We start from the raw sequence: 12,941 nt of genomic DNA on the forward strand, positions 1-12,941 counted from the left end.
ATCCAGACACCGAGAAGCGTCCATCCCAGCACAGCCGGCCAGAATATGATCCGAAGACGGGGATCAAGATCATTACCACTTAATCCGGGATTTCCTTCAACGCCTTTGCCACCCGGGTGCAGGGATTCAACAAGTCGTGGCAAAATCATGATCATTGGCACATATATGCAATAGGCAAATATGTTATAAACAGCAGCAACACGACCACGTTTATCAATATCGGTCATTGAATTTCTTAAAACAAAATATGCCAGATAGATTAATAGCGCAATTGCAGCTCCAATTTGTTTTGGATCATTATTCCATGGAGCACCCCAGGTATAGTTTGCCCAGATAGATCCTGTAATCAAACCAAGACAACCAAACACGATACCCGTTCTTGCAAACTCAGCTGCGTAGATGTCGTATTTAGCCCGGGGATTTCGCAAAAACATGATTGAATAAATGAGCGACACCGTAACAAGGGTCAGTTGACCAAACCACATCGGTACATGGAAAAAGAAATTTCGAATGCTCTGGTATAAGTTACCAATTTCGGGAACCTGAGTGGTGAACCCGGCAATAAAGGTATAGAGTAGTAAAATAATGCTTAATATTTTCCACCAGGCTAGCCTCATAATTTTTTTGTGTGGTGGCAAAATTAGGGTAATCTATCCGAAATAGAAATTCGATCTCAACCCTGTATATTAAATGACGGGACCTGGAATAGCCATCGCATATTAGTCTTTCCAGAGAAATGGAAACAGGATGATGGCGAGTGCCAGTACCAGTAAGTCCAGCCCGCCAAGTAGTAGCATCAGGCTTATCTCACCGCCCTGTAAAACATCAGCAAAAGAGGTAGTCGAAATTTTCATTAGTAACATCAGCTGGGGGATAATAAGCGGAAAACCCATGATGGCCATCAAAGCGGCATTTTGTTGTGCCCTTGCAGCTATAGCTGCGAGGAAAGTGAATACCATACTAAGACTGCAACCACCCAGGCAAACTATTCCTGCAAATCTTAAAGGATGTTGTAAGGGGTTGCCAAGCAAAATCTGGAAAAGCACCAGGCTTATCAAACTCATGATGATCATGAGTACCACATTAAAAACAAGCTTTGACAACATGAAGTCGCGTGCCCCGGCAATAGTGTAAAAATACAACATGCGTCCACGGCTTTCCTGAAGGAAACTTTTTGCTACGGCATTGACACAAATGAAAAGCTGGATCATCCAGAAGAGACCATTCCAGATTTTTTCTTCGGGCTGGTCCATTGCCAGGTATAAAACAAACACAGTCGAAGCCACATATAAAACGATACCGTAGAAAGTATACTGTTGCCTGATTTCAAGCAGCAGATCCTTCTTAACAAGCGCGAGTATATGACTAAATTGCGTTATAGGTGGTATTTAGCCTGCGAAAATAATGCTTCAACATAATATGCCGGGAAAACATTTATCGGGTTTGTTTTTTGTATTTTTTCAGGCATGTTAAAGTGCACTGTATGATTAAGCGACTATAAGGCAAAAAGCTAATCCTTATGATAATAACACTGCCGGCACCTGGGTTCGTATAAATCTTTTTCGCCGAGCATTAATTGTGGACCTTCAGGCTGCCTGCGGAAAGAATAGTTAGCAATGTTTCCGCATTTTACACAGATAGCATGCAGTTTGGTAATAAAATCGGCGCGCGCCAGCAGGTTTGGCATTTGTCCAAATGGCCTTGCCTTAAAATCCATATCGAGCCCTGCAATAATCACGCGGGTGCCTCTCAGTGCCAGCTGGTCGCAAACATCCGGAAGCTGATCATCGAAAAACTGCGCCTCATCAATGCCCACTACGTCAACACCGCTGGCAAACAGGAGTATTGTCTGGGAATTATCTATGGGAGTAGATGGAATCATTGATTCATCATGTGAAACAATATTTGTTTCATTATAACGGGTATCGATCGTTGGTTTGAAGATTTCAACTTTCAGATTTGCAATTTTGGCTCTTTTCAGCCGACGGATCAGTTCCTCCGTTTTACCGGAAAACATAGATCCGCAAATCACTTCAATAAAGCCTCTCCGCTCACCTGTTATATTATGTTCAATGAACATTTATGACTGAAATAGGTATGAAAATTGTTAACTTTAAATTACTAAATACACTTTATCATAAACCATGGATCGTTTATCTCAATTGATCGGCAAGTTAAAAGAACAATCTGAACAAAACGCCGATCATTCAAAACTATTGGTCACCACACAAATGATCGAGTCGGAATTGAGATTGCTCATTGCCGTACCAGGCAGGCCTGTGGCTGCTTCCAAGATATCCGTCCAAATGCCGGCAGGTCGGTCATACGTCCGTGAGGAATCCGTTGCAGTTGCTTCAGAAGTAAAGGCACCGGTTGAAATTGTGAAGACAGAACCGGTTAAGAAAAACGGCTCCCATCATTACAATGAGAAACACGAATCGAATGGCTACCAATTCGATCCACTGGTCGAAATTCCTACACTTTCACACCAACATACACCGAAAGAGCTCAATGAACTGATGGCTTCACCCGACTATTCTCTTAACGATAAGTTAAAAGAACAGGTATTGGAGGTGGGTCACAGACTTACAGATACGCCGATAAAAGATCTTAAAAAGGCAATTGGCATTAATGACCGGTTTGTATTTATCAACGAACTTTTCAGGGGTGATGAAGTGATGTATGAAAGAAGCCTTAAAACTATTAATGGTTTCAGGATCATGGCAGAAGCGGAGTACTGGATTGAAAGGGAATTGAAAGTAAAACTTGGATGGGATGATATGAAAGAAGCAACCCGGCATTTCTATCAGCTCGTTAAGAGAAGATTTTCCTGATCCGATTAATTTCTCCCGTTAATTTATAGCAGACGGTTATCTTTAATATAATCAAGAATCATCTTTGTTGCTCCCCTGTTTTGCTGAGTATAATTCAATGCTGCTGTGCAGGCGTCCCTGTATTCATCCTGGTTTTGCAATAATTCATTCATCGTTTTCTCAAGCTCCAGTGCATTTTCCACGGTATAGGCACCACCGCATTCAAGCAGGTCAATGGCTTCGCTGAATTTGTCAAACACAGGTCCAAAAAAAACCGGTTTACCATAAACCGCAGCTTCAAGGATATTATGAATCCCGTCGTTGCCGAACCCACCACCCACATAAGTTATAGTCGCATAAAAATAAAGTCTTGAAAGCATCCCGATATTATCAATGATCAACACATTCGGTGGAGTAGAGGATGAATTAATTGTCGGATTTGCAAATGTTTTTTTCCACTTCGAAAATCGCACAGTATGTTTAAATAAGGTTTCTGTGCTCCGGAGATGTGATTCATCGATTTCATGTGGAGCAATAATAAATCTTAACCCGGGATGGGTGTTTGCATAATGATCCAGTTCTTCTTCATCTTCCTGCCAGGTACTTCCGGCAACAATAACAGGGAAGTCCTTGCAGAATGCAGCTATCTCTTCAATGGGAGTAAAAGTGTTGGCAATAGCGGTAACCCGGTCAAACCGGGTATCTCCGTTTATGGTAACCGGAGGAATGTTATCCAAAGTTTTTAATAAATCTGCTGAAGACTGACCCTGCACAAACAGGTGCTTAAAAAAGGAAAGCATTTTCCGATGCAGACCTCCATACCATTTAAAAAATGCCTGGTCTTTTCTGAAAAGACCGCTCACCAGCAGCAAAGGAATATTCCGCTTTTTGATTTCGTTTAGAAAATAATACCAGTATTCATATTTAACCCACAATACCAGGTCCGGCTTCACAAGGTCGAAAAACCGTTTTGCATTATTCATCGAATCGACAGGCAGATAACTGATAAAATCAGCCCCGGGATAGTTTTTTCTTATTTCATAGCCAGAGGGTGAAAAAAAAGTGATCAGTATTCTAAGCGAAGGGTAATCATTTTTCAAACCTTCGAGAACCGGTCTTCCCTGCTCAAATTCTCCAAGTGAGGCGCAGTGTATCCAGACCAGGCGGGATTCCGACTTATCAGTACCGGCCTTTTCGCGAATCTGCGTTTCGAGTCGGTCAAAAAGGCGTTTACGACCCCTTAACCATAGCTTTGCTTTGGGGTTCCATGGTGAAATGATCCCGGCGGCAAAACCATACAGCGCAATAAACGCGTTATAAAAAAACAAAGACATGCGGCAAATTAATTGAAATATGAGTTATAAGACATGATTTATGGGCTGCCGAAATAGGCTACCAAAAACACTCATAACTCATAACTCATCACTCATAACTACTTATCGCGTTGCATAAACCAGTTTTTTACAGTAGGTTTGTGGCCGTTAAAAAAGGAAAATTTGATTATGCGGCCCATTCAAATGGTTGATTTACAGTTGCAATATGCAAAAATAAAAGATGCTGTTGATGCCGGCATTCAGGAGGTATTGGACAATGCTTCTTTCATAAACGGGAAGGCGGTTTCAGATTTTTCCAACGGACTTGCCAATTATTTAGGGGCAAAACATGTGGTTCCCTGTGCCAATGGTACCGATGCGCTCCAGATTGCTATGATGGCCCTGGATCTGCAACCCGGTGACGAAGTGATTACCCCTTCTTTTACATATGTGGCTACTACTGAAGTAATTGCACTCCTCCGGCTGAAGCCGGTATTTGTGGAAGTGGATGCAAAAACCTTCTGCATAGATCCTGCAGCCATTGAAGCTGCAATAACCCCAAAAACTAAAGCAATAGTCCCGGTTCATCTTTATGGGCAGTCGGCCGACATGGAAGCTGTGATGGAGATTGCAAAAAAGCACAATCTTTTTGTGATCGAAGATAATGCCCAGGCGATTGGTTCAGATTACACTTTTAAAGACGGTACTACTAAAAAAACCGGCACGATCGGTACCATTGGCACCACCTCGTTTTTTCCTTCCAAGAATCTTGGTTGTTATGGGGATGGGGGAGCAATGTGTACAGATGATGAGGCCCTTGCCAGCAAGCTCAGGATGATAGCAAATCATGGCCAGAGCAAAAGATACTATCATGATATGGTTGGTTGTAACAGCAGGCTGGATTCAATGCAGGCAGCTGTTCTAAATGTAAAATTGCCATTGCTTGATACTTATATTTCAGCGAGAAGGAGCGCCGCTGATTTTTACGATAGAGCTTTTCAATCCAATAAAAAAATATCCACTCCATTCCGCTCGCTTAACAGCAGGCATGTGTTTCACCAGTATACTTTAACACTGGAGGGCGTCGACCGCGATGGCCTGAATCAATATCTCGCTGAAAAAAAGATCCCTTCGATGATCTATTACCCGGTACCTGCTCACCGTCAACAAATGTTCGCTGCCTTTGGTGGTGGAGATTATGTTTTAAAAACAACGGACTGGCTAACTGAAAGGGTAATTTCTCTTCCTATGCATACAGAACTAGACCAGGAACAACTTGAATTTATCACCTCAAATGTTTTATCATATATCAGCTAGCTGATAAGCAAACCTAAAAACATCCTCAAATATGAAAATTGCTGTTATCGGAACCGGATATGTTGGATTAGTAACCGGTACCTGTTTCGCTGAAACGGGAAACGATGTAACCTGCGTTGATATTGACAAGTCGAAAGTCGACAAATTATCAGGCGGTCAGATTACTATCTATGAACCCGGCCTGGAAAAACTGTTCATCCGTAACGTGCGCGAAGAAAGACTTCGGTTTACTACCAATCTTGAAGTAGGTATAAAGGACGCTGAAATTATATTCCTTGCCCTTCCAACGCCACCGGGCGAAGATGGATCTGCAGACCTGAAATATATACTTGGTGTAGCGGATGATCTTGGTAAGATCCTTTCCGACTACAAAGTAATTATTGATAAGAGTACCGTACCTGTAGGTACCTCAGAGAAAGTAAGAAAAGCGATCGCTAAAAATTATAATGGCGAGTTTGACGTCGCCTCCAATCCCGAATTCCTTCGTGAAGGGGTTGCAGTAGAAGATTTCATGAAGCCTGACCGCGTTGTAATTGGTACGGAATCTGCAAGAGCCCGGAGAGTATTGGGTGAATTGTATGCACCTTTTGTACGCCAGGGAAATCCGATCATATTTATGGACGAGCGATCTGCGGAGCTTACCAAATATGCAGCTAACTCATTCCTGGCTACAAAGATTTCATTTATGAATGAAATCGCGCAGCTGTGTGAAAGACTTGGTGCCGATGTTGATATGATCCGTTTAGGAATTGGAAGCGATGAAAGAATTGGCAAACGTTTCCTGTTCCCGGGTATCGGTTATGGTGGAAGTTGTTTCCCTAAAGATGTGCAGGCGCTTGTTAAATCATCACAGGAAACAGGTTATGATTTCAAGATCCTCAACGCAGTTATGGATGTAAACGAAAGACAAAAACTTCATTTATTACCAGGCATTAAAAAGTATTTCGATAATAACCTTCGTGATAAAAAGATCGCAATCTGGGGCCTGGCTTTCAAGCCGAACACCGATGATATCCGCGAAGCACCGGCATTATACATCATTGACGAGTTGCTGAAATGCGGTGCGCAGATTGAAGCTTATGATCCTGAAGCGATGAACAATGTAAAAAGTGTGATTGGAGATAAGATCCTTTATAGCGAAAACCAGTACGATTGCCTGCAGGATGCAGATGCACTGGTTATCTGTACAGAATGGAACGAATTTAGAACACCGAATTTTCTGAAAATGGTTAGTGCACTGAAAGAAAAAGTAATTTTCGATGGGCGTAACCTGTTTGAAACAAGCGCAATTAAAAAGCTTGGGTTCTATTACGAAAGTATAGGCCGTCCAAGTGTTGCAGCATCAGGTAATAAATAATAAATAACCAGTCAATGTCAAAAAAGAGAATACTTATCACGGGTGCGGCAGGCTTTCTTGGCTCCCATCTTTGTGATCGTTTTATAAAGGAAGGATATCATGTTATCGGCATGGATAATCTTATCACCGGCAATATGCAGAACATCGAGCATTTGTTCAAACTCGAAGCATTTGAATTCTATCATCATGATGTTTCGAAGTTTATACATGTGCCTGGCAAACTGGATTATATCCTGCATTTTGCATCTCCTGCGAGCCCTATAGATTACCTGAAGATTCCTATTCAGACTTTGAAAGTGGGATCACTTGGTACCCATAACTGTCTTGGTCTTGCCAAGTCTAAAAAGGCAAGAATGCTGATCGCTTCTACATCTGAAATCTACGGAGATCCAATGGTACATCCGCAAACTGAAGAGTACTGGGGTAATGTTAACCCGGTAGGTCCACGTGGTGTATATGACGAAGCAAAACGTTTCCAGGAAGCAATCACCATGGCTTATCATACATTTCATGGCCTTGAAACCCGTATCATCCGGATCTTTAATACCTATGGTCCAAGAATGCGGCTTAATGACGGACGTGCACTTCCTGCCTTCATAGGCCAGGCATTGAGAGGGGAAGACCTGACAGTATTTGGAGATGGAAGCCAGACAAGATCTTTTTGTTATGTTGATGACCTGGTTGAAGGAATCTATCGTTTGTTGCTAAGTGATTATGCCCAGCCGGTCAACATCGGTAATCCTGATGAGATCTCATTAAAGGACTTCGCTGAAGAGATCATCAAACTTACAGGTATCACCCAGAAAATTATTTACAAACCTTTGCCTGTTGATGATCCTAAACAAAGACAACCGGATATTACAAAGGCACGCGAAGTACTGGGTTGGGAACCTAAAGTAAAAAGAAGTGAAGGTCTGAAAATAACTTATGAATATTTCAAGTCACTTCCTCAGGAAGAGCTTTTCAAACAACCCAAGGAATTCGTGCGTCAGAAATAAAACAATGCTGCAACAGTACGGGATTCTGCAACATCAACACGGAATTATCAAACTTTAAATACATCGCCTTGTCAACTTCAAGAACAATCATGATTACCGGAGGAGCCGGTTTTATCGGATCTCATGTTGTGAGGTTATTTGTAAACAAATACCCGCAATACCAGGTGGTAAATGTGGATGCACTTACCTATGCAGGTAATCTCGAAAATCTAAAAGACGTTGAAAACGCTCCCAATTATACATTTGAAAGGGCAGATATAACAGATGAAAAGAAAATCTTCAGCCTTTTTGATCAGTACAATTTCGATGCAGTTATTCATCTTGCAGCCGAAAGCCATGTTGACCGTTCTATCATTGATCCTCTTTCATTTGTAAAAACAAATGTAATGGGTACCGCTAACCTGCTGAATGTTTGCCGGCAGGCGTGGAAAGACGATATGAAGAATAAATTGTTCTATCATGTTTCAACGGATGAGGTTTACGGCTCGCTTGGTGCTGAAGGATTTTTTACCGAAGAAACAGCATACGATCCCCGCTCACCATACTCAGCTTCCAAAGCTTCATCAGATCACCTGGTGATGGCTTATCACCATACGTTTAATCTCCCGGTTGTTTTGTCCAATTGTTCAAACAACTATGGATCTCACCATTTTCCGGAGAAACTTATCCCGCTTATGATTAATAACATCAGGAACAGTAAGCCATTGCCAGTTTATGGTAAGGGTGATAATGTTCGTGACTGGTTGTTTGTGGAAGATCATGCAAGAGCAATAGATACAATTTTTCATAAAGGGCGTCACGGGGAAAAATACAATATAGGTGGATTTAATGAGTGGAAAAATCTTGATCTCGTTCACCTGCTTTGTAAAATTATGGACGAGAAGCTTGGTAGGGAGCCTGGTACTTCTGCAGGACTGATAACCTATGTGAAAGACAGGGCTGGTCATGATATGCGATATGCTATCGATGCATCAAAGTTAAATAAGGAACTCGGGTGGGAACCCTCGCTGCAGTTTGAAGAGGGACTCGAAAAAACGGTTGACTGGTATCTTCAAAATGAAGACTGGATAAAACACGTCACCTCGGGAGATTATCAGCATTATTATGATGATCAATATGTAAAGAGATAGTGTTCACCTGGGCTAAATGTTACCTGCCTGTTTCATGAAGGATCCTGATGACGGAGGAATCATAAAGAATTAAAAAAACACAGAAATATTTTTCATGCCATTTACGCAAGTGTCCATACCCGGTTTACTTTTGTTTGAGCCTGCGGTTTTTGCAGATAGTCGCGGCTTTTTTTTTGAATCATATAATGAGAGAATTTTTGCGGCGCAGGGTATCAATGATTGTTTTGTGCAGGACAATCAATCAAAATCTGAGTACGGAGTTGTGAGAGGATTGCATTATCAGCTTAATCCTTTTGCGCAGACAAAACTTGTAAGGGTATTGGTGGGCAGTATCCTCGATGTAGCTGTTGATATCCGTAAGAACTCACCTACCTATGGCCAGTCTTTTTCCATAGAGCTTTCCGCAGAAAACAAAAAACAATTGTATATACCCAAGGGTTTTGCGCATGGTTTTTCTGTGCTTAGTGAGACTGCGGAAGTGCTATACAAATGCGATAACTTTTACAGTAAACAAAGTGAAGGAGGCATCCTGCTTAGTGATGCAGATCTTAATATAGATTGGAAGATTCCGGCTGATAAAATGATTGTTTCGGATAAGGACAAACAAAACCGCAGGTTTGCTGACATCGAGGTGAATTTTGAGTTTAGCGTATAATTCAGAAACATGAGTACAAAAAGAATTCTTGTTACCGGTGCCAATGGTCAATTGGGTAAGTCACTTCAGTCGATCAGCAATGAGTATCCATTCTTTGAGTTTCTTTTTACTGCAAGAGATACGCTTTCTATAGATGATGAGAGTGAAGTGGCGGCTACCTTTGGTGTCTTTAAACCAGATTATGTGATTAATGCGGCAGCATATACCGCTGTAGATAAAGCTGAGTCGGATAATGATGGTGCAAATGCAGTCAACGCCACTGCTGTTGGCATTTTGGCCGGTGCTTCAAAGGAACTTGGTGCACGATTTATTCATGTTTCTACTGATTATGTTTTCGACGGACGGTCAGAAACGCCTTATAAAGAAGATCATCATACTGATCCGGTTAACAACTATGGCGCTTCGAAGCTTGCCGGTGAAAAGCTGGCAATGGAAAAAAATCCGGAATCCATTATTATCAGGACCGCCTGGGTTTACTCAGAGTTTGGAAATAATTTCGTGAAAACGATGATGCGGTTAATGAAAGACCGCAAAGAGATTGGCGTGGTTTATGACCAGGTTGGAACGCCGACCTACGCAAGGGACCTGGCGCTTGCAATTCTCGATATCATTAATGGTGGATCCTGGGTGGCTGGCATATATCATTATAGCAATCGCGGTAAAATCAGTTGGTTTGACTTTGCCCAGGCTATCAAATTGAGAATCGGTTCAGATTGCAACGTAAAGGCAATTACAACGCCGGAATTTCCGACGCCAGCAAAAAGGCCGGCGTTTTCATTGCTCGACACTTCAAAAATCAGGAACACCTATTCGCTGGACATCCCGCAATGGGAGGATAGCCTTGATATTTGCCTTAAACGGTTATAAATTTCCTGGCGAGCCGCTATGCATGACTGCAACCTTCCGGTATTGTTCTCACAACGTAAACTTCACAATTAAAGATATAATTGCATAAACCAGCGTAATCGCAAACACCCCTTTGGCTGTCTGATCCTTCCGCGAATTAATATAGATAGTAAACAAGACAATATTCAGCAAAAGGCATGGGATAGTCATTGCCGTTATAAGCGCCTTGTTAGCTCTTAACTCTGAGATAAATTCGCCAAAGGAAAATGTAGGATAAAACTTGTAAAAATAATAACCAAAAACGCTGATCACAGGCGCCAGGAAGCCGAGTATCAAGCCGAAGCGAAGATTGTTTCTTTTAAACATCAGAGTTTCCAGTTTTTTTCAAATTTGGTTTTTAAAACGTAATCAGTGAGGTCAAATTGCACGGGCACAACACTAACATAATTATTTTTCAGTGCCCATACATCTGTATCCTTTCCTTTGTCAAAATTTACAAATTCGCCTGTGAGCCAGAAATACTTTCTGCCATTCGGATCATCTCTTTCAAGGAAATTTTCCTGGTATTTAGCATAAGCCTGGCGACAAAGTTTTGCACCTTTGATAAGGGCAACATCAATAGCGGGTACATTCACATTCAGTAACAGGTGTTTGTCCATCTTTCTTTTCAGCATGTCTTTTACGATCAGGTTTGCATATTTCCTGGCTCCTGTAAAATCTGCATCAATACTATGATCAAGCAAAGAAAAACCAATCGAAGGAATGCTTTCGATGGCAGCTTCCATGGCTGCTGACATAGTTCCGGAATAGATCACATTAATTGAATGGTTGGCACCATGGTTTATACCACTGAGGCAGATATCAGGTTTTCCCTTAAGCACTTTATCAACCGCCAGTTTTACGCAGTCGACCGGTGTTCCTGAACAAGACCAGGCATCAACATCCCCGAACCCATCCACTTTCTGTAAGCGCAATGGTTGGCCGATGGTGATCGCATGGCCCATTCCTGACTGTGGTTTGTCCGGGGCAACAACTACTATTTTTCCAAGATCCCTGACTGCCTCCACCAGGTTCCTGATTCCCGGAGCGGTGACCCCATCGTCATTTGTTACCAGGATGATAGGCGGTTCTCTTATTACGGCCGGCTTACGGCTGACCGGTGATGCTTTGGTTGCGGTTGGCTTCGTTGATTTCTTTGCTTTTGGCATATTGAAAGTTCGGATTTGCGATCCGGGGGCTAAATTTATCCTAATCCTTTGATTGCAAGTGCTTTTATGCCAGGGAACTTGAAAATACTTTTTCTAACGGTAATCTTACCGGATAATGGAGCAGGAGCACCTTCAAATTTGGGTCTATATTAATGGAAGTTTGCTGCCTTTCTGCTACCTTTGCATCCGATTTAAACATCCTTCGAAGCGAATATGTTTATCAGCTTCAAAGTCAATGAGTTAAATTGATTCTTCGATCTTTACAATACTTAAAGTACCATCATTATTTAATTATGGCAGGCCAGTTAAAAGAAGTACGGAACCGGATAAAATCTGTGCAGAATACGCAACAAATTACCAAGGCGATGAAAATGGTAAGTGCTGCTAAACTGAGAAAGGCTCAGGACAATATTGTTCAGATGCGTCCATATGCCCGTAAGCTCCAGGAAGTACTGAGTAATATTGTGAGCAATTCGGATGGCAGTGCTGGTGGTTCCGGTCTCGCATTGGAAAGACCTGTTGAAAAGGTATTATTGATAGTAATTACTTCAGATCGTGGTTTGTGTGGTGCATATAATGCTAATATCATCAAGATGGCCAAACAGGCGATCCGTGAAAGATACACGACCCAGGCAGCAAAAGGTAATGTTGTGATCTGGACGATCGGTAAAAAAGGTTATGAGCATTTTCTCAAGAACAAATTCAATGTGGACCCGACTTACAGGGATATATTTTTAAAGCTCAATTTCGAAAGCGTACAGGCCTGTTCACAGGCAGCGGTGAAAGCCTTTGAGAAAAAGGAGTTTGATGTTGTTGAACTGGTTTACAGCGAGTTCAAAAATGCTGCTACTCAAAAGTTCACTGTTGAAAGATTTTTGCCGATCCCAAAGATCCAGGCAAAAGAAGGTGCTAAAAAAGTAGATTTTATTTTTGAGCCGGAGAAGGAACAACTTATTGCAGAGCTGATGCCGAAAATCCTGAATACCCAGTTGTATAAGGCTGTGCTTGATGCAAACGCATCAGATCACGGGGCAAGAATGACGGCAATGGATAAGGCCACCGAAAATGCAAATGAACTAATCAAAAGTCTCAAGATTTCATATAACCGTGCCCGTCAGGCTGCCATCACAACTGAACTTACCGAGATCGTGAGTGGTGCCGCTGCACTGCAGGGTTAATCAAACACCTGCATATTATATATGGAAATCGGAAACATTATACCGCATATTGAAGCCCTCATATTTGCAAGTGATAAGCCATTAACGGCTATGGAACTCACTGAACTTGCCAATAATGCATTTGGT

Annotated in this window: 14 protein-coding genes; 8 read left to right on the forward strand and 6 right to left on the reverse strand. The window is 42.0% G+C overall.

Annotated features, from left to right (window positions below; all coding sequences use genetic code 11):
* From ccsA to VK664_RS27530, 3 genes are all read right to left on the reverse strand, one after another.
* The coding region (gene ccsA, locus VK664_RS27520) for a cytochrome c biogenesis protein CcsA (RefSeq protein WP_461401945.1) at positions 1 to 617 on the reverse strand (617 nt) is incomplete at its 3' end.
* A 102-nt stretch (positions 618 to 719) separates the two neighbouring features.
* Complete coding sequence (locus VK664_RS27525; RefSeq protein WP_461401958.1) at positions 720 to 1,388, reverse strand: heme exporter protein CcmB; 669 nt, start codon at positions 1,386 to 1,388, stop codon at positions 720 to 722.
* 122 nt (positions 1,389 to 1,510) lie between these two features.
* The gene (locus VK664_RS27530) at positions 1,511 to 2,080 is read right to left on the reverse strand and encodes a thymidine kinase (RefSeq protein ID WP_461401946.1); all 570 of its coding nucleotides are present in this window, start codon (positions 2,078 to 2,080) and stop codon (positions 1,511 to 1,513) included.
* A 64-nt stretch (positions 2,081 to 2,144) separates the two neighbouring features.
* Here VK664_RS27530 and VK664_RS27535 point away from each other — a divergent pair, with 64 nt between their 5' ends.
* Complete coding sequence (locus VK664_RS27535) at positions 2,145 to 2,834, forward strand: hypothetical protein (protein WP_461401947.1); 690 nt, start codon at positions 2,145 to 2,147, stop codon at positions 2,832 to 2,834.
* A gap of 23 nt (positions 2,835 to 2,857) precedes the next feature.
* Here VK664_RS27535 and VK664_RS27540 read toward each other — a convergent pair whose 3' ends face one another.
* On the reverse strand, positions 2,858 to 4,147 hold the full coding sequence (locus VK664_RS27540; RefSeq protein WP_461401948.1) for a 3-deoxy-D-manno-octulosonic acid transferase: 1,290 nt from the start codon (positions 4,145 to 4,147) through the stop codon (positions 2,858 to 2,860).
* Positions 4,148 to 4,315: 168 nt separating this feature from the next.
* On the opposite strand from VK664_RS27540, the gene VK664_RS27545 reads away from it, so the two are divergent.
* The 6 genes from VK664_RS27545 (at position 4,316) to rfbD (ending at position 10,450) form a co-directional block, all read left to right on the forward strand.
* The gene (locus VK664_RS27545) at positions 4,316 to 5,443 is read left to right on the forward strand and encodes a DegT/DnrJ/EryC1/StrS family aminotransferase (protein ID WP_461401949.1); all 1,128 of its coding nucleotides are present in this window, start codon (positions 4,316 to 4,318) and stop codon (positions 5,441 to 5,443) included.
* A gap of 31 nt (positions 5,444 to 5,474) precedes the next feature.
* On the forward strand, positions 5,475 to 6,800 hold the full coding sequence (locus tag VK664_RS27550; RefSeq protein ID WP_461401950.1) for a UDP-glucose dehydrogenase family protein: 1,326 nt from the start codon (positions 5,475 to 5,477) through the stop codon (positions 6,798 to 6,800).
* 14 nt (positions 6,801 to 6,814) lie between these two features.
* The gene (locus tag VK664_RS27555; RefSeq protein WP_461401951.1) at positions 6,815 to 7,798 is read left to right on the forward strand and encodes a UDP-glucuronic acid decarboxylase family protein; all 984 of its coding nucleotides are present in this window, start codon (positions 6,815 to 6,817) and stop codon (positions 7,796 to 7,798) included.
* A 68-nt stretch (positions 7,799 to 7,866) separates the two neighbouring features.
* Positions 7,867 to 8,928 carry a dTDP-glucose 4,6-dehydratase gene (gene rfbB / locus VK664_RS27560; protein ID WP_461401952.1) on the forward strand — a complete coding sequence of 354 codons (1,062 nt, stop codon included), beginning with the start codon at positions 7,867 to 7,869 and terminating at the stop codon, positions 8,926 to 8,928.
* 94 nt (positions 8,929 to 9,022) lie between these two features.
* Positions 9,023 to 9,583, forward strand: coding sequence for a dTDP-4-dehydrorhamnose 3,5-epimerase (gene rfbC, locus VK664_RS27565; protein WP_461401953.1), 561 nt, complete (start codon positions 9,023 to 9,025; stop codon positions 9,581 to 9,583).
* A gap of 9 nt (positions 9,584 to 9,592) precedes the next feature.
* Positions 9,593 to 10,450, forward strand: a complete 858-nt coding sequence (gene rfbD / locus VK664_RS27570; protein ID WP_461401954.1) for a dTDP-4-dehydrorhamnose reductase — start codon at positions 9,593 to 9,595, stop codon at positions 10,448 to 10,450.
* 48 nt (positions 10,451 to 10,498) lie between these two features.
* Here rfbD and VK664_RS27575 read toward each other — a convergent pair whose 3' ends face one another.
* A complete protein-coding gene (locus VK664_RS27575; protein WP_461401955.1) occupies positions 10,499 to 10,795 on the reverse strand; it encodes a hypothetical protein in 297 nt (98 codons plus the stop codon).
* Positions 10,795 to 11,637: a 5'/3'-nucleotidase SurE gene (gene surE / locus VK664_RS27580; protein WP_461401956.1), complete on the reverse strand. Its 843-nt coding sequence runs from the start codon at positions 11,635 to 11,637 to the stop codon at positions 10,795 to 10,797. The genes VK664_RS27575 and surE overlap by 1 nt, the downstream gene beginning before the upstream one ends.
* Positions 11,638 to 11,930: 293 nt before the next feature.
* Here surE and atpG point away from each other — a divergent pair, with 293 nt between their 5' ends.
* A complete protein-coding gene (gene atpG, locus VK664_RS27585) occupies positions 11,931 to 12,815 on the forward strand; it encodes an ATP synthase F1 subunit gamma (protein WP_461401957.1) in 885 nt (294 codons plus the stop codon).
* Positions 12,816 to 12,941 lie beyond the last annotated feature (126 nt).

Source organism: Flavitalea sp. (assembly GCF_035489435.1).
GTDB lineage: Bacteria > Bacteroidota > Bacteroidia > Chitinophagales > Chitinophagaceae > DATHKG01.

What these genes read in the sequence shown, in the direction of transcription:
- VK664_RS27530 (WP_461401946.1), bottom strand. Translation starts at nt 2,080, where the DNA reads ATGTTCATTGAACATAATATAACAGGTGAGCGGAGAGGCTTTATTGAA.
- VK664_RS27535 (WP_461401947.1), top strand. Translation starts at nt 2,145, where the DNA reads ATGGATCGTTTATCTCAATTGATCGGCAAGTTAAAAGAACAATCTGAA.
- VK664_RS27540 (WP_461401948.1), bottom strand. Translation starts at nt 4,147, where the DNA reads ATGTCTTTGTTTTTTTATAACGCGTTTATTGCGCTGTATGGTTTTGCC.
- VK664_RS27545 (WP_461401949.1), top strand. Translation starts at nt 4,316, where the DNA reads ATGCGGCCCATTCAAATGGTTGATTTACAGTTGCAATATGCAAAAATA.
- VK664_RS27550 (WP_461401950.1), top strand. Translation starts at nt 5,475, where the DNA reads ATGAAAATTGCTGTTATCGGAACCGGATATGTTGGATTAGTAACCGGT.
- VK664_RS27555 (WP_461401951.1), top strand. Translation starts at nt 6,815, where the DNA reads ATGTCAAAAAAGAGAATACTTATCACGGGTGCGGCAGGCTTTCTTGGC.
- rfbC (WP_461401953.1), top strand. Translation starts at nt 9,023, where the DNA reads ATGCCATTTACGCAAGTGTCCATACCCGGTTTACTTTTGTTTGAGCCT.
- rfbD (WP_461401954.1), top strand. Translation starts at nt 9,593, where the DNA reads ATGAGTACAAAAAGAATTCTTGTTACCGGTGCCAATGGTCAATTGGGT.
- VK664_RS27575 (WP_461401955.1), bottom strand. Translation starts at nt 10,795, where the DNA reads ATGTTTAAAAGAAACAATCTTCGCTTCGGCTTGATACTCGGCTTCCTG.
- surE (WP_461401956.1), bottom strand. Translation starts at nt 11,637, where the DNA reads ATGCCAAAAGCAAAGAAATCAACGAAGCCAACCGCAACCAAAGCATCA.
- atpG (WP_461401957.1), top strand. Translation starts at nt 11,931, where the DNA reads ATGGCAGGCCAGTTAAAAGAAGTACGGAACCGGATAAAATCTGTGCAG.